Annotated in this window: 28 protein-coding genes; 13 read left to right on the forward strand and 15 right to left on the reverse strand. The window is 72.7% G+C overall.

Translation table 11 applies throughout. From position 1 onward, the window contains the following. Positions 1-8: 8 nt before the first annotated feature. The gene (locus tag ACSNOA_RS30085) at positions 9-806 is read left to right on the forward strand and encodes an alpha/beta fold hydrolase (protein ID WP_436663133.1); all 798 of its coding nucleotides are present in this window, start codon (positions 9-11) and stop codon (positions 804-806) included. 9 nt (positions 807-815) lie between these two features. On the opposite strand, the gene ACSNOA_RS30090 is transcribed toward ACSNOA_RS30085, so the two are convergent. The 4 genes from ACSNOA_RS30090 to ACSNOA_RS30105 form a co-directional block, all read right to left on the reverse strand. Then, positions 816-1,775, reverse strand: a complete 960-nt coding sequence (locus ACSNOA_RS30090) for an asparaginase (protein WP_436663134.1) — start codon at positions 1,773-1,775, stop codon at positions 816-818. 93 nt (positions 1,776-1,868) lie between these two features. After that, on the reverse strand, positions 1,869-2,696 hold the full coding sequence (locus tag ACSNOA_RS30095; RefSeq protein ID WP_436663135.1) for a 3-keto-5-aminohexanoate cleavage protein: 828 nt from the start codon (positions 2,694-2,696) through the stop codon (positions 1,869-1,871). 153 nt (positions 2,697-2,849) lie between these two features. Continuing rightward, the gene (gene ygfZ / locus ACSNOA_RS30100) at positions 2,850-3,962 is read right to left on the reverse strand and encodes a CAF17-like 4Fe-4S cluster assembly/insertion protein YgfZ (RefSeq protein WP_436663136.1); all 1,113 of its coding nucleotides are present in this window, start codon (positions 3,960-3,962) and stop codon (positions 2,850-2,852) included. Then, positions 3,959-4,390 carry a Fur family transcriptional regulator gene (locus ACSNOA_RS30105; RefSeq protein WP_436663137.1) on the reverse strand — a complete coding sequence of 144 codons (432 nt, stop codon included), beginning with the start codon at positions 4,388-4,390 and terminating at the stop codon, positions 3,959-3,961. The genes ygfZ and ACSNOA_RS30105 overlap by 4 nt, the downstream gene beginning before the upstream one ends. Positions 4,391-4,453: 63 nt before the next feature. On the opposite strand from ACSNOA_RS30105, the gene ACSNOA_RS30110 reads away from it, so the two are divergent. Next, a complete protein-coding gene (locus ACSNOA_RS30110; protein WP_436663138.1) occupies positions 4,454-5,317 on the forward strand; it encodes an aminotransferase class IV in 864 nt (287 codons plus the stop codon). 71 nt (positions 5,318-5,388) lie between these two features. Here ACSNOA_RS30110 and ACSNOA_RS30115 read toward each other — a convergent pair whose 3' ends face one another. Then, on the reverse strand, positions 5,389-5,994 hold the full coding sequence (locus ACSNOA_RS30115) for an FABP family protein (protein ID WP_436663139.1): 606 nt from the start codon (positions 5,992-5,994) through the stop codon (positions 5,389-5,391). A gap of 55 nt (positions 5,995-6,049) precedes the next feature. Further along, complete coding sequence (mtfM, locus tag ACSNOA_RS30120) at positions 6,050-6,154, reverse strand: small membrane protein MtfM (protein ID WP_269456547.1); 105 nt, start codon at positions 6,152-6,154, stop codon at positions 6,050-6,052. Between the two features lie 23 nt (positions 6,155-6,177). On the opposite strand from mtfM, the gene ACSNOA_RS30125 reads away from it, so the two are divergent. The 3 genes from ACSNOA_RS30125 to ACSNOA_RS30135 all read left to right on the forward strand — a co-directional run bounded on the left by ACSNOA_RS30125 (position 6,178) and on the right by ACSNOA_RS30135 (position 9,062). Beyond that, positions 6,178-6,540 (forward strand): DsrE family protein, encoded by a 363-nt coding sequence (locus tag ACSNOA_RS30125; protein ID WP_436663140.1) that lies wholly within the window; start codon positions 6,178-6,180, stop codon positions 6,538-6,540. A gap of 99 nt (positions 6,541-6,639) precedes the next feature. Further along, a complete protein-coding gene (locus tag ACSNOA_RS30130) occupies positions 6,640-7,020 on the forward strand; it encodes an SCP2 sterol-binding domain-containing protein (RefSeq protein WP_436663141.1) in 381 nt (126 codons plus the stop codon). Beyond that, on the forward strand, positions 7,017-9,062 hold the full coding sequence (locus ACSNOA_RS30135; RefSeq protein ID WP_436663142.1) for an amylo-alpha-1,6-glucosidase: 2,046 nt from the start codon (positions 7,017-7,019) through the stop codon (positions 9,060-9,062). The genes ACSNOA_RS30130 and ACSNOA_RS30135 overlap by 4 nt, the downstream gene beginning before the upstream one ends. A gap of 177 nt (positions 9,063-9,239) precedes the next feature. Here ACSNOA_RS30135 and ACSNOA_RS30140 read toward each other — a convergent pair whose 3' ends face one another. The 6 genes from ACSNOA_RS30140 to ACSNOA_RS30165 form a co-directional block, all read right to left on the reverse strand. Further along, entirely contained in the window at positions 9,240-10,103 is an 864-nt protein-coding gene (locus ACSNOA_RS30140; RefSeq protein WP_436663143.1) for a hypothetical protein, read from the reverse strand. 285 nt (positions 10,104-10,388) lie between these two features. Continuing rightward, on the reverse strand, positions 10,389-10,715 hold the full coding sequence (locus ACSNOA_RS30145) for a DUF1416 domain-containing protein (protein ID WP_436663144.1): 327 nt from the start codon (positions 10,713-10,715) through the stop codon (positions 10,389-10,391). Between the two features lie 3 nt (positions 10,716-10,718). Then, complete coding sequence (locus ACSNOA_RS30150) at positions 10,719-11,567, reverse strand: sulfurtransferase (RefSeq protein WP_436663145.1); 849 nt, start codon at positions 11,565-11,567, stop codon at positions 10,719-10,721. A gap of 208 nt (positions 11,568-11,775) precedes the next feature. Then, positions 11,776-11,853, reverse strand: a complete 78-nt coding sequence (locus tag ACSNOA_RS30155; protein ID WP_331214547.1) for an Ms5788A family Cys-rich leader peptide — start codon at positions 11,851-11,853, stop codon at positions 11,776-11,778. 106 nt (positions 11,854-11,959) lie between these two features. Further along, entirely contained in the window at positions 11,960-12,748 is a 789-nt protein-coding gene (locus ACSNOA_RS30160) for an LmeA family phospholipid-binding protein (RefSeq protein WP_436663146.1), read from the reverse strand. 130 nt (positions 12,749-12,878) lie between these two features. After that, positions 12,879-13,928, reverse strand: a complete 1,050-nt coding sequence (locus ACSNOA_RS30165) for a hypothetical protein (protein WP_436663147.1) — start codon at positions 13,926-13,928, stop codon at positions 12,879-12,881. 269 nt (positions 13,929-14,197) lie between these two features. On the opposite strand from ACSNOA_RS30165, the gene ACSNOA_RS30170 reads away from it, so the two are divergent. The 7 genes from ACSNOA_RS30170 (at position 14,198) to pstB (ending at position 21,739) form a co-directional block, all read left to right on the forward strand. Next, positions 14,198-14,917: a winged helix-turn-helix transcriptional regulator gene (locus ACSNOA_RS30170; RefSeq protein WP_436663422.1), complete on the forward strand. Its 720-nt coding sequence runs from the start codon at positions 14,198-14,200 to the stop codon at positions 14,915-14,917. Positions 14,918-15,020: 103 nt separating this feature from the next. After that, positions 15,021-15,926: a polysaccharide deacetylase family protein gene (locus tag ACSNOA_RS30175; RefSeq protein WP_436663148.1), complete on the forward strand. Its 906-nt coding sequence runs from the start codon at positions 15,021-15,023 to the stop codon at positions 15,924-15,926. A gap of 454 nt (positions 15,927-16,380) precedes the next feature. After that, on the forward strand, positions 16,381-17,307 hold the full coding sequence (gene mshD, locus ACSNOA_RS30180) for a mycothiol synthase (RefSeq protein ID WP_436663149.1): 927 nt from the start codon (positions 16,381-16,383) through the stop codon (positions 17,305-17,307). Between the two features lie 313 nt (positions 17,308-17,620). Continuing rightward, positions 17,621-18,721 (forward strand): phosphate ABC transporter substrate-binding protein PstS, encoded by a 1,101-nt coding sequence (gene pstS / locus ACSNOA_RS30185; RefSeq protein ID WP_436663150.1) that lies wholly within the window; start codon positions 17,621-17,623, stop codon positions 18,719-18,721. Between the two features lie 44 nt (positions 18,722-18,765). After that, positions 18,766-19,857, forward strand: coding sequence for a phosphate ABC transporter permease subunit PstC (gene pstC, locus ACSNOA_RS30190; protein ID WP_436663151.1), 1,092 nt, complete (start codon positions 18,766-18,768; stop codon positions 19,855-19,857). Then, positions 19,854-20,942, forward strand: a complete 1,089-nt coding sequence (pstA, locus tag ACSNOA_RS30195; protein ID WP_436663152.1) for a phosphate ABC transporter permease PstA — start codon at positions 19,854-19,856, stop codon at positions 20,940-20,942. The genes pstC and pstA overlap by 4 nt, the downstream gene beginning before the upstream one ends. Positions 20,943-20,962: 20 nt before the next feature. After that, a complete protein-coding gene (pstB, locus tag ACSNOA_RS30200; protein ID WP_436663153.1) occupies positions 20,963-21,739 on the forward strand; it encodes a phosphate ABC transporter ATP-binding protein PstB in 777 nt (258 codons plus the stop codon). A gap of 122 nt (positions 21,740-21,861) precedes the next feature. Here pstB and ACSNOA_RS30205 read toward each other — a convergent pair whose 3' ends face one another. After that, positions 21,862-22,695 carry an NUDIX hydrolase gene (locus ACSNOA_RS30205; protein WP_436663154.1) on the reverse strand — a complete coding sequence of 278 codons (834 nt, stop codon included), beginning with the start codon at positions 22,693-22,695 and terminating at the stop codon, positions 21,862-21,864. Positions 22,696-22,766: 71 nt separating this feature from the next. Here ACSNOA_RS30205 and ACSNOA_RS30210 point away from each other — a divergent pair, with 71 nt between their 5' ends. Next, the gene (locus tag ACSNOA_RS30210; protein ID WP_436663155.1) at positions 22,767-23,735 is read left to right on the forward strand and encodes a Gfo/Idh/MocA family protein; all 969 of its coding nucleotides are present in this window, start codon (positions 22,767-22,769) and stop codon (positions 23,733-23,735) included. 65 nt (positions 23,736-23,800) lie between these two features. Here ACSNOA_RS30210 and ACSNOA_RS30215 read toward each other — a convergent pair whose 3' ends face one another. Together ACSNOA_RS30215 and ACSNOA_RS30220 are read right to left on the reverse strand one after the other, a co-directional pair. Beyond that, the gene (locus ACSNOA_RS30215) at positions 23,801-24,808 is read right to left on the reverse strand and encodes an anion permease (protein WP_436663156.1); all 1,008 of its coding nucleotides are present in this window, start codon (positions 24,806-24,808) and stop codon (positions 23,801-23,803) included. Between the two features lie 4 nt (positions 24,809-24,812). Then, positions 24,813-25,439 carry a DUF47 domain-containing protein gene (locus ACSNOA_RS30220; protein ID WP_076466922.1) on the reverse strand — a complete coding sequence of 209 codons (627 nt, stop codon included), beginning with the start codon at positions 25,437-25,439 and terminating at the stop codon, positions 24,813-24,815. Positions 25,440-25,481 lie beyond the last annotated feature (42 nt).

Genomic DNA, 25,481 nt, shown 5'->3' on the forward strand with positions numbered 1-25,481 from the left:
GTCCTTCGATGAGCAAGATCGAAGTCAACGGCACGATGCTGGCGTACGACGAGGCCGGCGAGGGCAGCCCGGTCGTGCTGCTGCACGCCGGCATCGCGGACCGACGGATGTGGCGCGAACAGGTCCCGGCACTCGCCGCACGGCACCGGGTGATCGCCCTCGACCTACGCGGCTACGGCGAGTCGGAGCTGCCGCCGGCGCCGTTCGCCCACCACGACGACGTGGTCGGCGTGCTCGACGCCCTCGGCCTGGCCCGTGCCGCGCTCGTCGGGTGCTCGTTCGGCGGCCGCGTCGCCGTGGACACCGCGCTGGCCCACCCCGACCGGATCTCCGCCCTGGCGCTCTTCGGCGCTCCCGTCTCCGGGTACGAGTGGTCCGAGGAGACCGAGCAGCTCTGGGACGAGCTGGTGGGCGAGCTGGACCCGGAGGACTTCGCGGCCACCGCCGCCGGCGAGGTGCGGTTCTGGGTGGTGGGCCCCACCCGGCGCCCGGAGGACGTCGACCCGGAGCTGATCCGCTTCGCCGAGGAGATGGACCGGCGTGCGCTCGCCGCCGAGCAGGCGCTCAGCGCCGTCGAGGTCGGCGAAGTCGACCCGCCCGCCGTCGACCGGCTCGGCGAGCTGCGTATGCCCGTGCTCGTCGGCGCCGGCGCGGACGACCTCGCGGACATCCGGCGCCTCGCCGACCGCATCGCGGACGAGGTGCCTCAGGGCGTACGCATGCCGGACGTCCCCGCCGCCGGACACCTGGCGCCGCTCGAGCGCCCGGAGCCGGTCAACGCGGCGTTGCTCGGGTTCCTGCCCTGAGACCGGGGGTCACCAGACCGGCCGGACCCCGCCGACCGGGAGACCCCCGCCGAAGAGCGGCACCTCGGCGTACTCGGTGAGGACCGGCGCGTCCACGTTGAGCCGGCGCAGCGCGGAGACCAGCACGGGCATGCGGGCGCGGGCAGCCCCGTCGTCGATCTTCAGGGCGACCGCGCCCACACCGGGCAGCGCCGCGGCGATCACGCCCTCCGCGCCGACCTTCGCGAGCAGGCCGGGGATGCCGCGCATGAGCCGGGTGTCGTCGGCCTGGGTGCCGCCGACGAGCTCCGGGTAGGCCCGCATGGCGTCGGCCACCGTCCGCGCCGGGGAGCCGACCTCCGCCGAGACCAGCCGGAGGAACGCCCCGGCCAGCCCGGTGAGCGAGACCGCGAGCACCGGGGCGCCGCACCCGTCGACGCCGACGGCGGCCACCTCCTCGCCGGTGAACTCCTCGATCGCCTCGCGCAGCCGCTGCTGCAACGGGTGTTCCGGCCGCCAGTAGCCGTCGATCGGCCACCCGGCGGCCCGGCAGGTGAGCACCATGCCGCTGTGCTTGCCGGAGCAGTTCATCTGGATCCGGGTCGGCCCGCCCCCGGCGCGCAGCACCGCGGCCCGGGCCGCCTCCCCCACCGGCAGGTCCGGCGGGCAGTGCAGCGCCGACTCGTCGAGCCCGGCACGGGCGAGCAGCTCACCGACCCGGGCCAGGTGGAAGTCCTCACCCGCGTGGCTCGCCGACACCAGCGCCAGGTCGGCCGGATCGGTCAACGACAGGCCGGAGCGGAGCATCCCGATCGCCTGCATCGGCTTGCTGGCCGACCGCGGGAAGATCGCCGACGTGACGTCACCGGCCGCGGCGACCGGCGCGCCCGAGGCGTCCAGCACCACCGCCGACCCTCGGTGCACACCCTCCACGAACTCGGACCGGACCACCTCGGCGAGCGGCGCGCCGCCCTCGTACGTCTTAGCCACGGTGTGGACGGTACCGACGGTGTGGGGACGACCGGCGGCCGGGTGACCAGGTGGTACAGAAATCAGTGACAGGAGTGGCGGACGAGGCCGCCCTTACAGGCCGAGCAACTCGCGAGCCGCGGCGGTGGTCAGCGGCGGGCGCTGGGCGAGCTGCGCGAAGCCGACCGCGCGGGCCACGAGCTGCATGTTGGACTCCACCGGCCGGCCCTTGGCGTAGGTCACCGTGTCCTCCATGCCGACCCGCAGGTGCCCACCCGTCGAGAGCGACGCGAGCAGGACCGGGATCGTGCTGCGGCCGATGCCGGTGGCCGAGAAGGTGGTGCCCTCCGGCAGGTCCCGCAGCATCTGCCGGGCCGCGACCAGCGTCTCGGTGGTGCCCGGCATGCCGCCCGGCACGCCCATCACGAAGTCGACGTGCACGTGCCCGCCGTGCGGCAGCCCGTACCTGCCGAGGAGGCGCTGGAGCGCGGTCAGGTGGCCGAGGTCGAAGATCTCGTACTCCGGCACGACGCCGCGCTCCTGCATGCGCGTGTGCAGGTCGACGATGAACTCCCAGCGGTTGAGGAAGACGTCGTCGCCGAAGTTGACGGTGCCCATCGTGCAGGAGGCCATGTCCGGCGCGGCGTCGAGCACGGCGAGCCGGTCGGCCTCCGGGTCGGTGACGGCCCCGCCCGAGGAGAGCTGGACGATCAGGTCGGTGCTCTCCCGCAGCGCGGCCACGGTCTCCCGCAGCCGGCCCTGGTCGAGGGTCGGCCGCGCTTCGTCGTCACGGATGTGGACGTGGATGACGGCGGCGCCGAGCGCCTCGCACTCCTTCGCGGTGAGCAGCAGCTCGTCGAGGGTCACCGGCAGCGCCGGGACCTCCGCCTTGGCCGACTCGGCACCGGTGGGGGCAACCGTGATCAACGTCCCTGTCGTCATGCCCGGATCCTAGACGCCGACCCTGGCGGGGTCGATCGCGCGCGAGCCCCCCGCGCCCCGCCGCGCCGACTGTTGATCAAGAGGTTTGCGTCGTTTCCGGGGCGGATTCCGACGCAAACCTCTTGATCACCGAGAGGGGTGCTGCCCGACCGGTCACTCCGGGTCGATGGCGGCGGCCGTGTCGTCGATCATGAGGCGGGCGTCCTCGGGAACGTTGCGCTTGACCACCGCGAGGGCGATCTGGCCCAGCTCGTGGTGGTGCACGGCCGTGCCCACGAACCCGACGGCCCGGCCGTCGAGGGTGACCGGCGTGCCCGCGACCGGCGGTTGGTCGGTGGTCACGCCGTCCAGGTGCAGCAGGACGAGGCGGCGCGGCGGCCGGCCCAGGTTGTGGACGCGGGCCACCGTCTCCTGGCCCCGGTAGCAGCCCTTGTCCAGGTGCACCGCGGGGCCGATGAGACCCACCTCGGCCGGGATGGTCCGGTGGTCGGTGTCGACCCCCACCCGGGGCCGGCGGGCCGCCACCCGGATCGCCTCGTACGCCCACAGCCCCGCGACCGGCACCCCGGCGCCGCGCAGCTCCGCGACGACCTGGTCCATCGTCTCCCGGGGCACCAGCAGGTCCACCCCGAGCGGCACACGGCGCGCCCAGCCGCCGCCGGGCAGGGGCTTGACCTCGTACCGCACGGTCGGTCGCGCCGGCAGCTCGCCGTGCCGGAACTTCGGGCCCGGCACCGCGACCGCGTCGGGCGTGGCCAGCCCGGTCACGCCGAGCGTCCCGAGCGCGTCGGGCGCCTCCGGCCCGACGAGGGAGAGCAGGGCGTGGTCGGCCGTCGCGTCGCGCGGCTCGACCTTGCTGAAGAAGCGCATCTTCTCGAGGTACGCCAGCAGCCCGGTGGTGGCGCCGGGCTCGGTGTCCAGCCACGTCGTCACGCCGTCCTCGGCGACCAGGGCGTGCTGCTCGATGTGCCCGTGCGGCGAGAGCACGAGCAGTTCCGTGCCCTCGCCGGCGGCTAGGTCGGCGAGGTGCTGCGAGGTGAGCGTGTGCAGCCAGCCGGCCCGTTCCTCGCCGGGCACCGCCACGACGCCCCGGTGCGACCGGTCGACCAGGCCGACGGCGGTGTCGAGGACACGCTGCTCGCGCATCGGGTCGCCGTAGTGCGCCGCGACCCCGCGCACCCCGGCGGCGACGTGCGCCGGCTCCGGCTGGTCGCGGCTGGCCTCGTCGATGCTCTCGACGGACACTGCGCCCGCGATGTCGATCATTCCTGGTCCCCGTTCTCGCAACTGCCGCAGACGCCGAAGAGTGACACGTGGCCGATGTCGACGTGGAATCCCCGCTGGGCGGCCAGCTCGTCGGCGAGCGGCCGGAGCAGCTCCGGATCGATCTCGTCGATCGCGCCGCACTGCCGGCAGACCAGGTGGACGTGCTGGTGCTCGCCCGCCGCGTGGTAGGTCGGCGAACCGTGCGACAGGTGGGTGTGCGTCACCAGGCCGAGCCGCTCCAGCAGCTCCAGCGTGCGGTAGATCGTGGTGATGTTCACACCGGCGGCCACCTCGCGCACCGCGGTGTGCACCTGCTCCGGTGTGGCGTGGCCGAGATCCAGCACCGCCTGCAGGACGAGCTGCCGCTGCGCCGTCAGCCGCAGCCCACGGGAGCGGAGCATTTCCGCGAGGGAGGATTCGGACACCATCCGATCATAGTTCGCCGTTCCGCCGGTCCCGGTTCACCTTCTGCGCCGCTACGCTCGGCGGTCATGGTGGCATCGAGGATCGCCGTGCTCGGCCGCGGCGCCGTCGCGCCCGGGGAGCCGGTGCTGCGCGGCGACGACCTGGGTGTGCTGCGCGGCGACGGGTTGTTCGAGACCATGCACCTGCGCGACGGGCAGCCGTGGCTGCGGGACGACCACCTCGCCCGGCTGGCGCGCGCCGCGGCCGCCGTCGAGCTGGCCCTGCCGCCGCAGGCGGTGCTGGTCGGGCTGCTCGACTCCGTCCGGGCCGGGTGGCCCGCCGAGGTCGAGGGCGCGCTGCGGCTGGTCTGCACCCGGGGACCGGAGGGCGGCGGGCCCCCCACCGTGTACGCCACCCTCGCCGAGGTCGCCGCGACCTCGCGCAGGGCCAGGGCGACCGGAATCACCGCGGCCACCCTGCCGCTCGGGGTGCCGGCGGCGTCCCGCGTCGAGCTGGACTGGCTGCCCGCCGGGATCAAGTCGACGTCGTACGGCGTGAGCACGGCCGCCCGACGCTGGGCCCAGCGGGCCGGCGTGGACGACGTGCTCTGGGTCTCCTCCGACGGGTACGCGCTGGAGGGGCCCAGCTCCAACCTCGTGTGGCTGGCCGGGGACACGCTCTGCACGGTGCCCGCGGCCACCACCGGCATCCTGCCCGGCACCACGGCCGCCTGGCTGCTCGCCCACGCTGGCGAACTGGGCCTCGACGCCGCCGAACGGATGGTCACCCCGGCGGAGCTGCGCGACGCCGGCGGCCTGTGGTTCACCTCGTCGGTGCGCGGCCTCGTCGAGGTCACGTGGCTGGACGGCGAGCCTCGACCACGGTCGCCGCACACCACGCCCCTGCAGAAGCTCCTCGGGTTCCCCGTCCCCGACACCCGTCAGCCGTGATCATGAGGTGGACGGCATCCCCGTCCACCTCATGATCGACGCGCGTGGGTGAGCGGTCGGGCCGGCCCGTGTCAGCCGCCGACGCGGAGCAGGCGTGCGGACAGGTGCGGGTTGAGCCCCTGACCGACCGCGGCCATCTCCTGGGCGTACAGCAGTGCGCCCTCGACGATGCCGAACAGCCGGTGCCCCGCCGTGACCTCCTTGGCCGTCGACGTCCGCACCACGGCGTCGGTGACCAACTCGACCTGGGTGCCGGTGCGCCGGCCCAGGTACAGCTCCATCACCCCGGTCGGGGTGCTCAGCAGGACCTCCAACTCGTCGGTGGCCCGGTCACCGTCGAGCACCGGACGCCACCAGCCCACCTCGCGCCCGGCCGGGCGCACCGGGCGGCTCTGCTCGTCGAGGATCCAGGCGCGCGACTCGTACAGCAGGAACGGCCGCCCGTCATGGCTGATCCGGATCTCCTGCGCGAAGTCGAAGTCCTCGATCGTCGGGTAGCCGCCCCGCCCACGGCCCCGCCACAGCCCGATGTAGGGCAGCAGGCCGTCCAGGGTCGGGTGCAGCTTGGGGCCGACGCGCAGGTCGTAGCTCTCCTCGTACGGGTACGGGTCGACCGGCGGCGCGTTCAGCCACGGCGGCGGCTGCAGCGGGTTCTCGTCCGACGGGTTCGCGCTCACCAGTTACCTCTCGTTCGCGACTGCGGGGCTCGCAAACCCGGCTCACTCCTCGCGCTCACCAGTTACCTCTCGAGATGCGTACGGCAACGTAGACCAGGCCACCGGCGAGCGCGCCCAGGCCCGCGACCAGCAGGCTGACGAACCCGATCTCGGTAACCATCGCGGCCATCCTATGCTGGCGCCATGGCGCGCACTCTCGTCGTCAAGGCCACCGCCGGAGCGGACGCTCCCGAGCGGTGCGCCCAGGCGTTCACAGTGGCTGCCACGGCGGCCGCGTCCGGGGTCGAGGTCTCGCTCTGGCTGACCGGCGAATCCACCTGGTTCGCCCTGCCGGGGCGGGCCGAGGAGTTCGAGCTGCCGCACTCCGCGCCGCTGGCCGAGCTGCTGCACGTCGTGCTCACCACGGGCACGGTCACCGCCTGCACCCAGTGCGCCGCCCGCCGGGAGATCGGCCCGGACGACGTGCTTCCGGGCGTACGGATCGCCGGGGCCGCCGTGTTCGTCGAGGAGGCGATGACCGAGGGCGCCCAGGCCCTGGTCTACTGATAGCGCCGGTCCCGCCGGTGCCGGCCCGACCGTAATGCCTGGTACGGACGGACTGCCGATACTGACCCGACCTGTCCGGTCAATGCCTACGATTCTGGTGTGACCGAGGCGATCGAGCGGTTCTTCGAATCGCTGCCGGCGCGCGCCCCCGAGGTCCTTCGCGGGCTGGTGAGCGGCGCGCTCCAGATCGAACTCTTCACCGGCGGCCACAGCGAGCACTGGCTGGTCCGCATGCGGCCCGGTTCGGTGGAGGTCGGCCGGCACCGGGGGCCCGCCGACGCCATCTGGTACAGCAGCGCGGACCTGTTCGACCGCCTCGTGACCGGCCGGGCGCAGGGCGTCTCCGCGGTGCTGCGCAACGAGAGCACGTTCAGCGGAAACGTCGTGCTGTTCCTGGCCTTCCGACGGTTCTTCCCCGACCCGCCGGGCACCCGCGATCCGCGCGAGATGGCGCGGAAGCAGACCGGGCGGCTCGCGTGAGGGACCTGGTCAGCATCCTGGACGGCAACACGTTCCTGGTCAGCGACGGGCGCGGCGACATCGAGCCCTCCTTCGACCTTCCCACCGGCCTCTTCTCCTTCGACACCCGCTACCTCTCCACCTGGCTGCTCACCCTCAACGGCGAGCGCCTCCACACGCTGTCCCTCGACGACGCGGAGTCCTACCGCACCCGGTTCTTCCTGGCCCCGGGCGAGCCCACGCACTACCTGGACGCCAAGGTGTCGGTGATCCGCAGCCGGGCGATCGGCGGCAGCTTCCAGGAGGAGCTGACCGTGCTCAACCACTCGGGCACGCCCATGGACTTCACGGTGCGCATCGACATCGGGGCGGACTTCGCCGACCTCTTCGAGATCAAGCACGCCCGGCAGAAGAAGGGACAGACCACGGCCACGGTGAGCGGCAACGAGCTGCGCCTGACGTACCGCCGGGAGGCGTTCCACCGGGAGACGGTGATCAGCACGAGCGAGCCGGGCGAGATCGACGTGGCCGGCATGACGTTCCGCATCCGGGTGGGCCGGCACGGCGAGTGGACGACCCGGCTCGCCGTGTCGACGATCGTCTACGGGGCGCGCGGCGAGGACATCCGGGCCACCCTGCCGTACGGCGGCAGCCGGGACGTGGCCGCCATCGAGGCCGAGCAGAACGAGTTGATCGAACGGGCGCCGAAGCTCGGCTGCGACCGCCAGCCGCTCGCCGGCGCCTACCGGACCAGCCTCAACGACCTCGGGGCGCTCCGCTACGAGTCGATCGCCCTCGGGGTCCGGCTGCTCGCCGCCGGGCTTCCCTGGTTCATGACGCTGTTCGGGCGGGACAGCATCTTCACCTCGCTCCAGGTGGTGCCGTTCCTCCCCGAGCTGATCCCGCCGACCCTCCAGATCCTCGGCGGCCTCCAGGGGCACCGGGTGGACGACTTCCGCGACGAGGAGCCCGGGAAGATCCTGCACGAGCTGCGGTACGGCGAGACGGCCGGCTTCGAGGAGCAGCCGCACTCCCCGTACTACGGCACGGCCGACGCGACGCCGCTCTTCGTCATCCTGCTCGACGAGTACGAGCGGTGGACCGGCGACACCCAACTCGTGCTGCTGCTCGAATCGCAGGCCCGGGCCGCGCTCGACTGGATCGACACCTACGGCGATCTGCTCGGCACCGGGTACATCTGGTACCAGTCCCGCAACACGCGCACCGGGCTGCCCAACCAGTGCTGGAAGGACTCCCTCGACTCGATCTCCTACGCCGACGGTAGGCTGCCCGGCTTCCCCCGCGCCACCTGCGAATTGCAGGGCTACGCGTACGACGCGAAGATCCGCGGCGCGCGGATGGCGCGGACGTTCTGGAACGACCCCGCGTACGCCGACCGGCTGGAGCGCGAGGCGGCCGAGCTGAAGCAGCGGTTCAACCGCGACTTCTGGATCCCGGACAAGGAGTACTACGCGCTCGCCCTCGACGCGGACGGCCGGCAGGTGGACGCCCTCGCCTCGAACATCGGTCACCTGCTGTGGAGCGGCATCGTGGACGAGACCCGGGCCGGGCGGGTCGTCGACCACCTGCTCGGGCCGCGCCTCTTCTCCGGCTGGGGTGTCCGTACGCTGGCCGACGACCAGGGCCGCTACAACCCGATCGGCTACCACGTGGGCACGGTCTGGCCGTTCGACAACTCGATCATCGCGTGGGGCCTGTGGCGGTACGGCTACCGGGAGGAGGCCGGGCGGATCTGCGACTCGATGCTCGCGGCGTCCCACTTCTTCAACGGCCGCCTGCCGGAGGCGTTCGCCGGCTACAACCGTGACCTCACCGAGTACCCGGTGCAGTACCCGACGGCGTGCAGCCCGCAGGCCTGGTCGACGGGCACCCCGCTCCTGCTGCTGCGGGTCATGCTCGGCCTCGAGCCGCAGGGCGACCACCTGATCATCGACCCGGCCGTCCCCGAGGGCATGGGCCGCGTCGAACTGCTCGACATCCCCGGCCGCTGGGGCAAGGTGGACGCCCTCGGCCGCAGCCGCACCCCGACCGACGGCCGCTGACATCACCCCCGCTCACCTCGCCCGCTCACCTCACCCCGGTGATCATGAAGATGTTGCCCGCCCGCCCGGCGTGTCGCAGCAATAACTTCATGATCACCGCGGGGAGCCAACGCGGGCGGGGAGCCAACGCGGGCGGGGAGCCAACCCGAGCGGGGGGCCAACCCGGGCGGGGGCGGGTCAGGGGCAGGGGGTTGTGGCGGCTACGTGGGGGTGGCCGGCTGCGGTGTCGGCGAGGACCACCACGGCGCCGGTGCGGTACGCGTACGCCTCGGGGGTTTCCAGCACCGGGCCGCCGGTGGCGAGCGGGGCCAGGGCGGTCGCCGCGGCGACCGCGCCACCGCCCACGGCCGCGACGGCCGTACGAGCGACGCCGCCGCCGGGACAGGACGCCGTCACCAGCTCGGGGGCGGCGTCGGCCGGCTCGCCGAGGGCCCGCAGTGCGCCGGCGAGGGCCGCGGCCTCCGCGCCGGCCGGTCCCCCGGCGGTCGCGTGGCCGGCGGGCGGGTAACCGGCTCCCAGCGGCCGGCAACCGGTCTCGACGGTGAGCCGCACCCGCCCATCGGCCGTCGGACGGCCCTCGACGGACACGAACTCACCGGCGTCGGCGCGCAGCCGTACGCCGTCCGGGGTCAGGCGGACCCCGGCGCGCCAGCTCGCCGGCAGCCGGTCGGCGATCCCCTCCAGCAGTTCCCGTTCCGCGCCCACCGCGCCGATCGCCTCCACGTCCCGGGTGAGGGTCGCCCCGCCGGCGAGCGGGGTGAGCCGGCAGTCCCGCTCGACCCGCGCCGGAACCAGTTCCAGGACCGCGGGGCCGCTCGCCGCCACCAGCTCGCCGACAGCGGCGTCGACCCGCGGGCCGGCCTCGGCGAGACTGCGCTGCTCGCGGACGGTGGGCGGGTCGTTCCGGACCGAGATCCACACCAGCAGCGCGAGCAGGAACGCCCAGGCGACCGTGGCGGCGATCAGCCAGCGACGCCGTCCGGGTGCCGACGCGTCAGGACCGGTCGGCGGGGCGCACTCCGCCTGGGCAGCACCGCTCACCCGGCCATGGTGTCACGCGGCGCCCGACCCACAGCGCCCGGCCAACCGCCGGCGCCTCGCCCCGCGCCGCCGGACGGCGCCTCGCTCCGCGCCGCCGGACGGCGCCTCGCTCCGCGCCGCCGGACGGCGTCTCGCCCCCACGCGTTGATCATGAGGTTTGCGGCGGCGGAGGAGATCGGAAACCCCGCCAACCTCATGATCAACACGGAGGTGGAGGGCGGGGAGCACGCGGTCGGGGCCGGCCACCCCGGAGGGTGACCGGCCCCGGTCGGGTGGAGCGGTGGATCAGGATCCGGCGACGGTGACGCTCACCTCGGTGATGCCCCGGCCCGCGGTCACCGCGGTGTCCCCGTTGCCGTGCCGGGACAGCGCGCGCAGCGTCCAGCTGCCCGGCGCCGCGAAGAACCGGAACTGCCCGGCCGCCGAGGTCACGACCTCGGCCGTGAACTCGCCCGTCGAGTCGAGCAGCCGGACGTACGCGCCCGGCACGGCCTCACCCTGCCCGGAGCGGACGGTGCCGGTGATGACGGTCTCCTTCTCGAGGTCCAGGCTGGCCGGCAGCGGCGCGGCCTGGTCCGGTGCCGCGCAACCTGCGGCGGTCGGAGCGGTCATGGCTCACGCCTCCCCGGGCTCGTCGCCGAGGGCGACCGGCACGCCGACGAGCGAGCCGTACTCGGTCCAGGAGCCGTCGTAGTTCTTCACGTTGCGGTGGCCGAGCAGCTCCTGGAGCACGAACCAGGTGTGCGAGGAACGCTCGCCGATCCGGCAGTACGCGATGGTCTCCTTGCCGTCGTCGAGGCCGGCGTCGGCGTAGATCCGGCGCAGCTCGTCGTCGGACTTGAACGTGCCGTCCTCGTTGGCCGCCTTCGACCACGGCACGCTGATCGCCGTGGGGACGTGCCCGGCACGCTGCGCCTGCTCCTGAGGCAGGTGCGCGGGCGCGAGGAGCCGGCCCGCGTACTCGTCGGGAGACCGGACGTCGACCAGGTTCTTCGTGCCGATCGCGGCGACCACCTCGTCGCGGAACGCGCGGATCGAGGTGTCCGGCTCCTGCGCGACGTATCGCGTGGCGGGGCGGCTCACGGTGTCCGTCACCAGCGGACGGGCGTCGAGCTCCCACTTCTTGCGGCCGCCGTCGAGCAGCTTCACGTCGCGGTGGCCGTAGAGCTTGAAGTACCAGTAGGCGTACGCCGCGAACCAGTTGTTGTTGCCGCCGTACAGGATGACGGTGTCGTCGTTGGCGATCCCCCGCTCGGAGAGCAGCGCCTCGAACTGACTCTTGTTCACGAAGTCCCGGCGCACCGGGTCCTGCAGGTCGGTCTTCCAGTCCAGTTTGACGGCCCCGGCGATGTGGCCGGTGTCGTAGGCCGAGGTGTCCTCGTCGACCTCGACGAAGACGACGCCCGGGGCGTCGAGGTTCTTCTCGGCCCACTCGGCCGAGACCAGTGCGGTGTCGCGACTCATCAGATCACTCCCTGGTGAGGATGGACGGTGAGCCAGCGCGCGGAGATCGATGTGGATGAGTGTCGCACCACGCGCGGGACCCATGGAAAGGACGGATCACGGGTTCGTGCGACGGCGCCGCTGCCGGGCGGATGGGTGGGAGCACCGGAGGGTACGCGGACCCTGCGTGCCGGATGGCCGCGTCAGGCGGCCGAGGACAGCCCCGCCGTCAGATGACGGAGCGACACAGGCAGGTGGCCACGCGGCACAGGTCGACCGCGCGCCGTTTGGTGAGGAGCGTCCCCATGAGCTCGGAGCCTACCAGTCACCATGGGGCCCGCCACCGTGCCGACCAGCATCCGGGACGCCCCTGGAGACCCCGGGCGCCCCGGACCGCGCCGGCCGGCGGGACTTCAGCCGGCCGAGTTGATCGGCACGTTGCGCGCGTCCGCCGTCACCGTCAGCCCCTCCGGCAGCGGCTGGACCTTGCGGACGGTGAGCTGGAAGGGCAGCTCCGGCAGCGGCACGTCGACCGAGATGCTCCGGGCGTAGTTGTTGAGGAGCGTGCGGGCCAGCGGCAGGTTGGGCAGCCCCTCGGCGTTCAGGTCGTTGAAGCGCAGGCCCACCTTCCCCTGCTCACTCACTGTCACGTCGGCGGTGCCGGTGACCGTGAGCTGCTGGCCGAGGATGTCCACGGGAGCGGTGACGGCGAGCTTGCCGCCCTGCTCGCTGAGCTTGAGCCCGGGCCGGTCGAGCAGCGCCGCGAGGCTGCCGTAGTCGATGGTGGCGGTGCCGTTCACCGTGTCCGCCACGACCTCACCCTGTCGGGTACGGAGGGTGTCGAGAGAGGCGCGCACGTCGTGCGCGTCGACGTCGAGCCTCGGCAGGCTGATGGCGTCGCCCTCCACCGAGCCCCGCACCTCCCGCAGCACGATGGAGATGCGCTCGTAGCGGCCGTCGAGCACCTGCGTGAGGAACGGGAAGCCGCCGACCTCGACCTCCGGCGGGGCGGACGAGGCGCTCTGCTTCGCCACCTCCTGCCGCACCTGGTCGGCGATGGCCCGCTCGGCCACTCCGACGGCCACCCGGTCGGCGACCACCAGGATCCCGGCCAACAGCAGGAGCAGCACGACGAGCACGACGAGGGCCCGCCGCCCGCGTCGCCGGGGACGTTCCTCGTACGCCGCTTGGGCCTGGGCCACGCCGCCTCCTGTTCTCCTGCGCCACCACTGCGGCGCGTCGTCACTGCCGGTGCCGCGCCGCGGCGTCACTGCCGGTTCCGCGCCGCGGCGGTCGGTTGGTACCCGACCGGAAGAGGGCTCAACCGTACGGTCAGAGGAAGAGCATGCACATCGCGTACGCCGCCGGGGCGGCCAGGGCGAAGCCGCCGAGCGGGCCCTGCATGTGGCGGGCGACCCACATGGTGGGCGGCTCGCCGGCCATGAGGCGCCCGGCCTCGGCGTAGCCCACCGCGAGGTCGGCCAGCACGGCGGCGACCGACGCGACGAGACCGATGATCGCGGCGCGGGTCGGGGTGAACGGCGTGACGAGGTAGCTGCCGAGCACCGCGCTCACGAGGGTGCCGAGCATCGCGCCGACGACCACGCCGGCCGCCCCGCGCGGGACCTGCGGCGCCAGCCGCGGCCAGGGCGCCACGGCGTCGGTCACCCGGGCCACGGTGAGCGCCACGCCGCTGGCCGTCAGGCAGACGGTGATGGCCTGCGTGCCGGCCGGGATCCGGCTCAGCACGATCAGCGTGCCGAAGGCGACCACGCCCACCACGATGAGCAGGGTGGTGCCGAGCGAGTCGGTGACGCGCACCCGGTCGACGCGTCGCACCAGTTGACCGAGTACGCCGAGGAGGAAGCCGCCGGCCGCGACGTAGCCCAGCGGCGCGAGGCCGGCGATCTGCGTCTGCACGGCGGCGACGTCGGCGGCCACGGCAACGCCGGCGCTCACCAGCGCGACGAGCAGCACGGCGGGTGGCCGCATGGCCATCGTCCAGGCCAGCACGAAGAGCAGTTGGACGCCGAAGATGACGATGGCGAAGGGCAGCCGGTGCCCCGGGCCGGAGGTCTGGGCGCCGAGCACCAGCCCCACCCCCAGCAAGGCGGAGAACCCCGCGATGGCCAGCGAGAGCGGCCGGCGCACCTCGACCGGCGGCACGGTCTCCTCGTCCGGCTCGTCCGGCTCGGCGTCGTCCGGCCGGCGGGCGGGCTCGCCGCTTCGCCGCGCCCGGCGCGGCCCGCCGCGCTTGCGGCGCTCACCGTCGTCGGCGCCGGGACCGGTGCGCGGTGCCGGCGGCTGGCCGTAGGCGGGCCCGGGGCGGGGCCCGTCGGACCACGGGTCTCGGCCGGTCTCGGGCGAGGTGGAGGGAAACACGCACTGATCGTGCCAGACCGACCGCCCCTCGCGGAGTGCCCGGCCACCCGTCCCGGGGCTTCCGGTTTCGGTGACGTTAAAACCCGAGCCGCGAAGTGGGGCCAAAGGGAACAAACGGGAATCGCCCCGGAGGCGCGGCGAGGCTCGTCAGTTACGCTCGACCCGTTACCCCGCCCGTCAGCGACGCCGGGACCACGCTATTTCTTGTCAGCGCACCCCCATCCGGAGTGCCGCTGGTCGCGCGCGGCCGGGAGGTCGCCGGGACGGAGGTGATCGTGGAGATCCTGCTGCTGGTGAGCGCCCGCGCGGGTGAGCCGTCCGCCGTGCTGCCGGCACTCGACCTGCTGCCGCACTCGGTCCGCACCGCGCCGCGCGACGTCCGCACGCTGGTCGCCGGTCCGAGCCCGGACGCGGTGCTGGTGGACGCCCGCTCCGAACTGACCGAGGCGCGGGCCACCTGCCGGATGCTGCACGCCACCGGTCTCGGCGTGCCGCTGGTCGCCGTGGTCACCGAGGCGGGGCTCATCGCGTTGAACGCCGACTGGGGCGTCGACGACGTGATCCTGGCCAGCGCCGGTCCCGCGGAGGTGGAGGCGCGGCTGCGGCTGGCCGTCGGCCGGCTCAGCAACGCGAGCGCCGGTGCGGGCAGCTCGATCCGGGCCGGGGAGCTCACCATCGACCCGGACACGTACGCCGCGAAGCTCAAGGGTCGTCCGCTCGACCTCACCTACAAGGAGTTCGAGCTGCTGAGGTTCCTGGCCCAGCACCCCGGCCGGGTCTTCACCCGCGACCAGCTCCTGCGGGAGGTGTGGGGCTACGACTACTTCGGTGGAACCCGGACGGTGGACGTGCACGTCCGGCGGCTGCGGGCCAAGCTCGGCTCCGAGTACGAGTCGATGATTGGAACGGTGCGGCAGGTCGGCTACAAGTTCGTGGTGCCGCCGTCGCGCTCGCTGCCCGAGTCGGAGTCCGCGCCGCTACCGGTCTGACCTCACCCCTTAGCAGGCTATTTCCCATACGCCCTATTTGCCCATCTCGTCGGTTCTATTCTGACTGCCGGGTTTGTTGGTGGAAGGGGCGATGGTGCGCGGGATGACCACGGGGGGTGGCCGGCGATCCGGTTGGCTGGACCGGCTGCGGGTGCTGCTGAGACCGGGCTCGACCGGTCGCGCCGCCGCCGTCGTCACCCTGGTGGTGACCCTGCTGCTCAGTTCGGCGTACGTGCTGGGCCGGAGCCTCATCCCGGACCGGCCGCGGCACGACGCCGGCGTGGCCCGTGACATGGACAACGCCCACTACGCCGACCAGCCACCCGTCGAACCGAGCGGATCGCCGGACGGTGCCGGCCCCAGCGAGGCGGGGCAGGACGGCGCGTCCGGGGACGGCGCCGACGACAGCCTCTTCGGCGCCCACGTCAGCACGGGCGACGCCCGGGTCGCCCTGACCTTCGACGACGGACCCGACCCGCAGTACACCCCGCAGGTCCTCGCCGCGCTCCGCGAGTACGGCGTCCGCGCGACCTTCTGCGTGGTCGGGGAGATGGCCCAGGACCACCCCGACCTGATCCAGGCCATCGTGGCCGACGGCCACACCCTCTGCAACCACTCCTGGAACCACGACGTCGCGCTCGGCAAGCGGTCCGCCGACGCCATCCGCGCCGACCTGCTGCGCACCAACCAGGCGATCCGGGCAGCGGCGCCCGCGGCGCCGATCGTCTGGTACCGCCAGCCTGGTGGGGCATGGACGTACCCGGTGGTGTCGGTGGCGCACGGGCTCGGCATGACGCCGCTGCACTGGAACGTGGACCCCGCGGACTGGGAGGCGCCGGGCGCCACGAAGATCACCTCGACGGTGCTCGCCCAGGTCGGACCGGGTTCGATCGTGCTCATGCACGACGCGGGCGGCAGCCGCCAGGGCACGGTCGACGCGCTGTACCGGATCCTTCCGGCCCTGACCTCCCGGTTCGAGCTGGAGGCCCTGCCCACCGACACGACGTGAACCGGCCGTGCACGCCGACGGTCGACACCGTGCCGTCCTGCAGGTCCGGGCTCTCGGTCACCGAGGGTGCTGACACGTTCCGTAACGGCAGTCGGGAGGCTCAGCGGTCCCCCGCTCCACGCTTTGCTCTGCACCCACCGAGGCACCACCTGGCCGACCTGCGCGTCCTTCCGCCCGATGCCGGAGTGCGCGGTCACGCGAGACCACGGAGTGTGACTGGTGCATATGGGGGTGCAGAGCAAAGGAGGCGAAGGGGTGTACGCGGGGGCGGCCTGATGGTCACGCTGGGTGTGGTGGTCCGAGGTGCGTCGCCTGCCGGACCGGATGAGCGAGACCGGACGCCGCGAGGGCGGCCAGCGGGGCGGGACCGGACGCCGGGAGGGCGGCCGGCGGGGCTCGACCGAACGCCGGGAGGGCGGCCGGCGGGCCGGGACCGGCCGGCTACGGTGGACCGGTGAGCAGCGCCGAGCCCGCCACCGACCGGGTCACCCGTGCCGACCGGCTGACCGCCGAGGAGATCGCCGACGTCCTCGCCCTGGCCCGCACGGCCGGCGACACCGACGGCGCCGACCCGCTCGACGAGCACGTCCTGCTGCGACTGCGCGACCCGGACGCTCCGGCCGTGCACCTGACGGCCCGGGCCGGCGACGGGACGCTGACCGGGTACGCCCACCTCGACACCACCGACCCGGCCGACGGGATCGGCGTGGAGCTCGTGGTGCATCCGGCGCACCGGCGGCGGGGCACCGGACGGGCCCTGGTCCGGGGCGCCATCGACGCGGCCACCGGCCCGCTACGCGCCTGGGCCCACGGCGACCATCCGTCCGCCGCCGCGCTCGCGGTCGACCTCGGCTTCACCCGCGCCCGGGTTCTCTGGCAACTGCGCCGGTCGTTGACCGCCCCGGTGCCCGAGCCCCACCTGCCCGAGGGTGTGGCGCTGCGCGCGTTCCGGCCCGGTGCGGACGACGCGGAGTGGCTGGCGCTCAACGCCCGGGCCTTCGCCGAGCACCCCGAGCAGGGCCGGTGGACGGCCGAGGATCTGCGCGTACGGCTCGCCGAGCCCTGGTTCGACCCGGCCGGCTTCCTGCTCGCCGTCGAGGAGTCGACGGGGCGGCTGCTCGGCTTCCACTGGACGAAGGTGCACGAGCGCCCGGGCTCGCCCGGCATGGGCGAGGTGTACGTGCTGGGCGTGGACCCGGCGGCGCACCGCGGCGGGTTGGGGCGCGCGCTGACCGCGGCGGGGCTCGCGTACCTGCGGGACCGGCGTGGCCTGGCCCGGGTCATGCTCTACGTCGACGAGTCGAACTCCGGCGCCGTCGCCCTCTACGAGCGGACCGGTTTCCTGCGCTGGTCGGCGCACGTGAACTACCACCGGGGCTGACAAACCACGGCGCCCGGTGAGCGGGCGCGATCCCCTACCACCCGATCACCGGCGGATCACGGGTGCGCCTCGGCGCGGTAACGCAGGATCCGAAATATAGGCATAGTTCCGACACGCGTACCCGAGTTCACGTAACGGACAACTCACCCTCAGCGTGTCGTCACCTCGTCTGCCGAACGTGTTCACGCTGCGTTCACTTGCGACGGGCGAGCCGGCTACCTGGCCCTCCTAGCTTGTGGAATCGGCCGGTCACCGCCGGTCCCCCGGGCCCCGGAACGGGGCGCCAAGTCAGACGTGAAGGGAAACCCCTCAGGTGAAGCTCCAGCGGCTCGGCGCGATTGCCTCGCTCGCTCTTACCGCGACGTTCGCTCTCAGCGCTTGCGGCTCGGACAACAACGAGCCCGCGACCGGCGCCTCCGGCTCGGCCGCCGCGGCCGACTGCGCGACCGGCACCCTCAACGCTCAGGGCTCGTCCGCCCAGAAGAACGCCATGGACGAGTGGATCAAGGCGTACCAGCAGAAGTGCCAGGGCGTCACCATCAACTACGAGCCCTCCGGCTCCGGCGCCGGCGTCCAGGCCTTCACGGCCGGCACCGCCGACTTCGCCGGCTCGGACTCCGCCCTCAAGCCGGAGGAGCAGCCGGGCGCCGACGCGAAGTGCGCCGGCGGCAAGGCCATCCACCTGCCGATGGTGATCGGCCCGGTGGCCATCGCCTACAACCTCGACGGCGTGGACAACCTCCAGCTCAAGCCGGCCACCATCGCGAAGATCTTCGCGGGCAAGGTGACCAAGTGGGACGACGCCGCGATCAAGGCCGACAACCCCGGCGCCACGCTGCCGTCGACCGCCATCAACGCGGTGCACCGCTCGGACTCCTCCGGCACCACCGACAACTTCACCGCCTTCCTCAGCAAGACCGCCGAGGCCGACTGGACCTTCGGCAAGGCCAAGGAGTGGAAGGCCCCGGGCGGCACCGGCGCCGCGAAGTCGGACGGCGTGGCCAGCGCCATCAAGGGCCAGGCCGGCACCATCGGCTACGTCGAGTGGTCGTACGCCGAGAACGGCGGCCTCAAGATGGCCAAGCTGGGCAACGGCGCCGGCGAGTTCGCCGCGCTGACCGCCGAGTCGGCCGGCAAGACCATCGCCAGCGCCAAGGTCGAGGGTCAGGGCGACGACCTGAAGATGGCGATCGACTACAACACCAAGGAGGCCGGGGCCTACCCGCTGGTCCTGGCGACCTACGAGATCGTCTGCAGCAAGGGCCTCCCCGCCGCCAAGCTGCCGCTGGTCAAGGGCTTCCTCGCCCACGCCGCCAGCAGCGAGGGCCAGGCGGCCCTGACCGAGCTGGGCTACGCCCCGCTGCCGGAGACCGTCCGCACCAAGGTCGAGGCCGCGGTCAAGAACATCTCCTGACCTGACTGACCGAACACCACACCGCAACCGAATCGAGCGAGCAGATGGGTGAATCCCCCCACCGCTCGGCCGACGCCGGCACCGGCGGGACCCGCGTGACCCAAAGTCACGAGTGGCCCGCCGGTGCCTCGGCGCATGTGGCCGAGGCACCAGTCAGCACCCGTACCCCGGGCGGCACCGGGCTGGGCGGCGGCGGCGCGCTGCCGCGGGCCCGAGCGTTCGGCGCCGAGCGGGCCTTCCGCGGCCTCACCCTGGCCGCCGGCTCCGCCGTTCTGATCATCATCGCGGCGATCGCGGTCTTCCTGGTCACCAAGGCGGTGCCGGCGCTGCGCGCCAACACCGAGAGCTTCTGGACGTTCGAGGGCTGGTTCCCGAACGACGCGCAGCCGAAGTTCGGCATCGGCGCGCTCGCGTTCGGCACCGTCCTCAGCGCCGCTCTCGCGCTGCTGGTGGCGGTGCCGGTCGCGCTGGGCATCGCGCTCTACCTCTCCCACTACGCGCCGCGCCGGGTCGGCACCACGCTCGGCTTCCTGATCGACCTGCTCGCGGCCGTACCCAGCGTGGTCTTCGGCCTCTGGGGCCGGGAGATCTTCCTGAAGCCGGTGCAGGACTTCTCGGTCTGGCTGAACAAGTACTTCAGCTGGATCCCGCTCTTCGGCGGCGACGGCCCGTTCGGCAAGTCGATCCTGCTCGGCTCGCTGGTCCTCGCCATCATGGTGCTGCCGATCATCACCTCGCTCTCCCGCGAGGTGTTCCTCCAGACGCCGACCGCCAACGAGGAGGCGGCCCTCGCCCTCGGCGCCACCCGCTGGGAGATGCTCCGCACGGCCGTCCTGCCGTACGGACGCCCCGGCATCATCGCCGCGGTGATGCTCGGTCTGGGCCGCGCGCTCGGCGAGACCATCGCGCTCGCGATGACCCTCGGCATCACCTTCAACATCTCGTTCAACCTGATCGAGAACGGCGGCAACAGCATCGCCGCGAACATCGCCAACACGTTCGGCGAGGCGAACGAGACCGGCCGGGGCGCGCTCATCGCCTCCGGCCTGGTGCTCTTCGCGATCACGCTGATCGTCAACATCACGGCGCGGGCGATCATCTACCGCCGCCGGGAGTTCACGGAGTCGGCCGCATGAGCACCGCAGTCACCACCCACCGCTCCCGCCCGGCGGCCCAACCCACCAGCCTGCGGACGAAGCGACTGCCCCGGTACGCCCCACCGGCCATCGCGGTGGCCGCCCTGCTGGTCGCCGCCGGGATCGTGTACGGCGCCGGCATCGGCGGCCCGGTGCTCGTCGTCGTGATCGGCGCGCTGCTCTACCTGGCCGGGCTCTTCGCCGCCGCCAACACGGTGGAGGGGCGCCGCGCGGCCCGCAACCGCACCTGGAGCGCCCTCATCCACTCGGCGTTCGTCCTCGCCGTGCTGCCGCTCGCGTCGGTGGTGTGGACGCTCGTGAGCAACGGCGTCGAGCGGCTCGACGGCGACTTCTTCCTCACCTCGATGAACAACATCGGGGCCCGGGACCCGAACGGCGGCGCGTACCACGCCATCGTGGGCACCCTGGAGCAGGTCGGCATCGCCACCCTCATCACCGTCCCGCTCGGCATCCTCTGCGCGATCTACGTGGTCGAGTACGGCCGCGGCCGGTTCGCCTTCACGATCCGGTTCTTCGTCGACGTGATGACGGGCATCCCGTCGATCGTCTCCGGCCTCTTCGTGCTGGCCTTCTGGGTGCTCGTCGTCTCGCCGTGGTTCAACGACGGCCGGCCGAGCTTCTCCGGCTTCGCGGCGGCCCTCGCCCTGAGCGTGCTCATGCTGCCCACGGTGGTCCGGTCCACCGAGGAGATGCTCCGGCTCGTTCCGGCGCCGCTGCGGGAGGGCGCGTACGCCCTGGGCGTACCCAAGTGGAAGACCATCCTGCGGGTCGTGCTGCCGACCGCGCTGCCCGGCATCGTCACCGGCGTCATGCTCGCCATCGCGCGGGCGGCCGGCGAGACGGCGCCGGTGCTGCTCGTCGCCGGCGGCGGCGCGGCCATCAACTTCAACGTGTTCGAGAACAACCAGTCCTCGCTCGCGCTCTTCGTCTACCAGCAGGCCGGCGACGCGTCGCGCTTCGCGCCCGCCCGGGCGTGGACCGCGGCCCTCACCCTGGTGGCCCTCGTCCTGATCCTGACGATCGCGGCGAAGCTGCTGGCCCGTCGCAACCGGCTCGGCCGATGAACCCCGGAGGTACCACCACCATGGCCAAGCGCATCGAAGCCTCGAACGTCACCGCCTACTACGGCGCCTTCAAGGCGATCGAGAACATCAACCTCACCGTGGAGCCGAAGACGGTCACCGCCCTCATCGGCCCGTCCGGCTGCGGGAAGTCGACCTTCCTGCGGTCGATCAACCGCATGCACGAGGTGCTCCCGGGCGCCCGGGTCGAGGGCAGCCTCACGATCGACGACCAGGACATCTACGACCGGGACGTGGACGTCACGGCGGTCCGGCGCATGATCGGGATGGTCTTCCAGCGCCCGAACCCGTTCCCCACGATGAGCATCTACGAGAACGTGGTGGCCGGGCTGCGGCTCAACGGCGTCCGAAAGAAGTCGATCCTCGACGAGACGGCCGAGAAGGCGCTGCGGTCGGCGAACCTGTGGGACGAGGTCAAGGACCGGCTCGGCAAGCCCGGCGCCGGCCTCTCCGGCGGCCAGCAGCAACGGCTCTGCATCGCCCGGACGATCGCCGTCGAGCCGCAGGTCGTGCTCATGGACGAGCCCTGCTCGGCGCTCGACCCGATCTCCACGCTGGCCATCGAGGACCTGATGTTCCAGCTCAAGGACAAGTTCACGATCATCATCGTGACGCACAACATGCAGCAGGCCGCCCGCGTCTCGGACCGGACGGCGTTCTTCTCGATCGACAAGACCGGTGACCCGGGCCGCCTCATCGAGTACGACAACACGCAGAAGATCTTCAGCAACCCGAGCCAGAAGAAGACCGAGGACTACATCACCGGCCGCTTCGGCTGACCCCGCGCCCTGCCCCGGTCCCCGCCGCCCCCGCCCCCGCGATCTTGCACTTTCGGCCCTCGGCCTGACCCGGTTCACCCCTTTCGTCCGGGCCACAAGTGCAAGATCGCGGGGGACTCGGGTCAGGCGAGGACGAAGCGGGGTTCGCCGTCGGCGGGGAGGTCCAGGCGCGGGGTCACCGGGGTGGCGGCGTCCCGCGTCGCGGCGGCACGGGCCACACCGGCCAGGTCGCCGGCGGCCGCCACCTGACCGAGGGTGACGAGGGTGGGCGGCAGCATGGTCAGCTCGCCCGCCGCCGCCCGCGCCCGAGCCTCCGCGGGCCGGACCCAGAGCGTGTGGTCGGCCTCGCCGGAGACGTTCCGGGTCCGCTGCCCCTCCGGCAGCAGGGCCACGAAGAAGTACGTGTCGAAGCGGCGCGGCTCGAACTCCGGGGTGATCCACCGGCTCCACGGCAGCAGCAGGTCGGAGCGGAGCGTGAGCCCGCGCTCGGCGAGCAGCTCGGCGAAGCCGCCACGGTGCTGCTCCAGGGCGACCCGGGCGGACTCCCAGTCGTCGCCGCTCACGTCGCCGACGACGCTCCCCGCGTCCGTGCCGGCGAGCAGCACGCCGGCCTCCTCGAACACCTCCCGGGCCGCGGCGCACACCACCGTCTGCGCGGCGTCCGGCGCGAGGCCGAGCCGCCGCCCCCACTCGGCCGGCGTCGGGCCGGCCCAGTCGAGGTGCGCCTGGGAGTCCGACCGGTCCACGCCACCGCCGGGGAACGCGTACATGCCGCCGAACGCCATGGCGGCGACCCGACGGATCAGGTACACCTCGAAGTCCGTGCCGGCCGGCCGGAGCAGCAGCACGGTGGCCGCCACCCGGGGCACCGCCGGCACCCCGCCCTCGGCGCGGAACCGCCGGGCGTGCTCCACCAGGGCCGGCGGCGCGGGGAAACCGTCGTGGTCGATTGTCATGCTGCGAGCCTAGAACCTGGGTCGTGGATCACCCGATCGCCTGTTCACCGGGCTGGGCTAGCGTGGCCGGCATGACTCGTTGGGGCATCCTCGCCACCGGCCAGATCGCCGGGCGGTTCGCCGAAGACCTCCGGCTCGTGCCGGGTGCGGAACTGGTCGCGGTCGGCTCGCGTACCGCCGAGAGCGCGAAGCTCTTCGCCGAGCGGCACGACGTGCCGCGGGCGTACGGATCCTGGGCGGAGCTGGCCGCGGACCCGGAGGTGGACGTGGTGTACGTGGCGACGCCGCACGCCGCACACCACGAGGCGGCCATGACCTGCCTCGCCGCCGGGCGGGCCGTGCTGCTCGAGAAGCCGTTCACGCTCGACCTGGCGACCAGCGCCGAGCTGATCGAGACCGCCCGCGCCGCCGGGGTCTTCCTCATGGAGGCCATGTGGATGCGGACCAACCCGCTGATCCTGCGCATGGTGGAGCTGGTCGCCGAGGGCGCCATCGGCACGGTGACCAGCGTGCAGGCCGATTTCGGCGTGGCCGGGCCGTTCCCGCCGGAGCACCGGATGCGCGCCCGGGTGCTCGGTGGCGGCGCCCTGCTCGACCTGGGCGTCTACCCGCTGAGCCTGGCGCACCTGCTGCTCGGCGTGCCGCGGCACATCCGGTCCTGGGCCACGATCGGCCCGGAAGGCGTGGACGAGAACACCGGGATGGTCCTCGGCTACGACTCCGGCGCGGTCGCGACGCTGAGCTGCGGCATCGTGGGAGCCACCCCGCTGGTCGCCTCCGTGACCGGCACGACCGGCCGCATCGACCTGCCGGCGCCGTTCTTCCGGCCGGAGTCGCTCACCCTGCACCGGTCGGGCGCCGAGCCGGAGACGATCGCCGCCGACCTGACCGGCGGCGGCTACCAGTACGAGGCGATCGAGGTGCAGCGGTGCCTGGCCGCCGGGCTCACCGAGAGTCCGCTGGTGCCGCACGCCACCACGCTCGAGGTGATGGCGCTGCTGGACACGATCCGCGGCCAGATCGGCGTCGACTACGCCTGACCTCCTCGCCACGCGAAGGGGCCCCCGGGTGTCACCCGGGGGCCCCTGTCCGTTCCGTGTCGGGCTCAGCCGAAGAGCGGGCGCACCAGCAGGTACGCGAGGCAGGCGATGAGCGCCGCGGCCGGGAACGTGATGATCCAGGCGATGACGATGTTGCCGGCCACGTTCCAGCGCACGGCGGAGAGCCGTTTCGTGGCGCCGACGCCCATGATCGCCGAGGTGATGGTGTGCGTGGTGGAGATCGGCGCCTTGAGCACGAGGGCGTTGAAGTAGAGCACCGCGCTGGCCACTGTCTCGGCCGCGAAGCCCTCCGGCGGCCCCAGGTCGATGATCTTGCGACCGAGGGTGCGGATGATCCGCCAGCCGCCGGCGTACGTGCCGAGGGCCAGCATGGTGGCCGAGGTCCAGAAGACCCAGCCCGGGATGTGGGTCTTGCTCTCCTGGAAGCCGCCGGTGTAGAGCGCGAGGACCACGATGCCCATGGTCTTGGCGGCGTCCTGCATGCCGTGGCCGACCGACATGGCGGCCGCCGAGGCGGTCTGCGCCCAGCGGAAGCCCCGGTTCAGCTTGCCCGGCTGGCCCTTCCGGAACATCCACAGGATCGCGAGCATCACGAGGTAGCCCAGGGTGAGGCCGACGATCGGCGAGATCACCATGGGCAGGATGACCTTCTCGACGATGTTCATCCACTGGACGACGCCGCCGGCCGCGAGCAGGGTGGCGCCGACCAGGCCGCCGAAGAGCGCGTGGGAGGAGGACGACGGCAGGCCGAAGTACCAGGTGATCAGGTTCCAGGCGATCGCGCCGAGCACCCCGGCGAAGACCACCCCCAGGCTGGCCACCCCGGTGGGGAGCGTGACCAGGCCGTCGCCGACGGTCTTCGCCACACCCGCGCCGAAGTGCGCGCCGACGAAGTTGCCGACGGCGGCCAGCAGGAGGGCGATCCGGGGGGTCAGCGCCCGTGTGGAGACGCTTGTCGCGATCGCGTTGGCGGCGTCGTGGAAGCCGTTGGTGTAGTCGAACGCCAGGGCCACCGCGATCACCGCCAGCACGGCGATGAGTTCGGGTGTCACAGGATCAGGACTCCTTGACCGCGATGGTCTCGACGGTGTTGGCCACGTGCTCGAACGCGTCGCAGGCCGCCTCCAGCTCGTCGGCGACCTCCTTCATCTTCAGCACGGTCAACGCGTCGTACTCGCCGGAGAAGAGCCGGACCAGCAGCATCCGGTACGCCTGGTCGCCGTCGTTCTCGAGCCGGTTGCACTCGATCCAGTAGTCCTCGAGGTCCTTCATCGACTTCAGCCGGGGCATCGCCTCGGCCGTCAGCTTCGCCTGCTGGTCGAGCACGTTCACGAGCTCGTGCATCTCCCGGGGCAGCGACGGCAGCTTCGTGAGGCCGTACAGGTAGAGGAGGTTCCCCACCGCCTCCAGGTGGTCCATCACGTCGTCGAGCAGCGAGCCCAGCCGGTAGATGTCCTCCCGGTCGAACGGCGTGATGAACGTGGAGTTGATCTTCTTGTACAGCTCGTGGGTGATCTGGTCGCTGTCGTGCTCCACCTCGGTGAGCCGCTCGCTGACGGACTGCACCTCGACGCCCGGCAGGGCGAGTTCGTTGAGCAGCTCGGTGCCCCGGACCAGGTTCTGCGCGGCCCTGGTGAAGAGCTCGTAGAAGGCGCCCTCGGTGGGGCGGAAGGAAAACTTCACAGCACGGACCTCGTCGTGTCGGAGGAAGGGTGGCGACGCCGT

Origin of the sequence: Micromonospora sp. URMC 103, from assembly GCF_051386435.1 — a bacterium.
Classification (GTDB): domain Bacteria; phylum Actinomycetota; class Actinomycetes; order Mycobacteriales; family Micromonosporaceae; genus Micromonospora.

Bases quoted from the DNA above. Each gene is read 5' to 3' on its own strand.
- ACSNOA_RS30125 (WP_436663140.1), top strand. From the start codon at position 6,178: ATGGCGCGCACTCTCGTCGTCAAGGCCACCGCCGGAGCGGACGCTCCC.
- ACSNOA_RS30110 (WP_436663138.1), top strand. From the start codon at position 4,454: ATGGTGGCATCGAGGATCGCCGTGCTCGGCCGCGGCGCCGTCGCGCCC.
- mtfM (WP_269456547.1), bottom strand. From the start codon at position 6,154: ATGGTTACCGAGATCGGGTTCGTCAGCCTGCTGGTCGCGGGCCTGGGC.
- ACSNOA_RS30205 (WP_436663154.1), bottom strand. From the start codon at position 22,695: ATGACAATCGACCACGACGGTTTCCCCGCGCCGCCGGCCCTGGTGGAG.
- pstA (WP_436663152.1), top strand. From the start codon at position 19,854: ATGAGCACCGCAGTCACCACCCACCGCTCCCGCCCGGCGGCCCAACCC.
- ACSNOA_RS30145 (WP_436663144.1), bottom strand. From the start codon at position 10,715: ATGACCGCTCCGACCGCCGCAGGTTGCGCGGCACCGGACCAGGCCGCG.
- pstC (WP_436663151.1), top strand. From the start codon at position 18,766: ATGGGTGAATCCCCCCACCGCTCGGCCGACGCCGGCACCGGCGGGACC.
- ygfZ (WP_436663136.1), bottom strand. From the start codon at position 3,962: ATGATCGACATCGCGGGCGCAGTGTCCGTCGAGAGCATCGACGAGGCC.
- ACSNOA_RS30150 (WP_436663145.1), bottom strand. From the start codon at position 11,567: ATGAGTCGCGACACCGCACTGGTCTCGGCCGAGTGGGCCGAGAAGAAC.
- pstB (WP_436663153.1), top strand. From the start codon at position 20,963: ATGGCCAAGCGCATCGAAGCCTCGAACGTCACCGCCTACTACGGCGCC.
- ACSNOA_RS30175 (WP_436663148.1), top strand. From the start codon at position 15,021: ATGACCACGGGGGGTGGCCGGCGATCCGGTTGGCTGGACCGGCTGCGG.
- ACSNOA_RS30105 (WP_436663137.1), bottom strand. From the start codon at position 4,390: ATGGTGTCCGAATCCTCCCTCGCGGAAATGCTCCGCTCCCGTGGGCTG.
- ACSNOA_RS30085 (WP_436663133.1), top strand. From the start codon at position 9: ATGAGCAAGATCGAAGTCAACGGCACGATGCTGGCGTACGACGAGGCC.
- ACSNOA_RS30095 (WP_436663135.1), bottom strand. From the start codon at position 2,696: ATGACGACAGGGACGTTGATCACGGTTGCCCCCACCGGTGCCGAGTCG.
- ACSNOA_RS30210 (WP_436663155.1), top strand. From the start codon at position 22,767: ATGACTCGTTGGGGCATCCTCGCCACCGGCCAGATCGCCGGGCGGTTC.
- ACSNOA_RS30155 (WP_331214547.1), bottom strand. From the start codon at position 11,853: ATGGGGACGCTCCTCACCAAACGGCGCGCGGTCGACCTGTGCCGCGTG.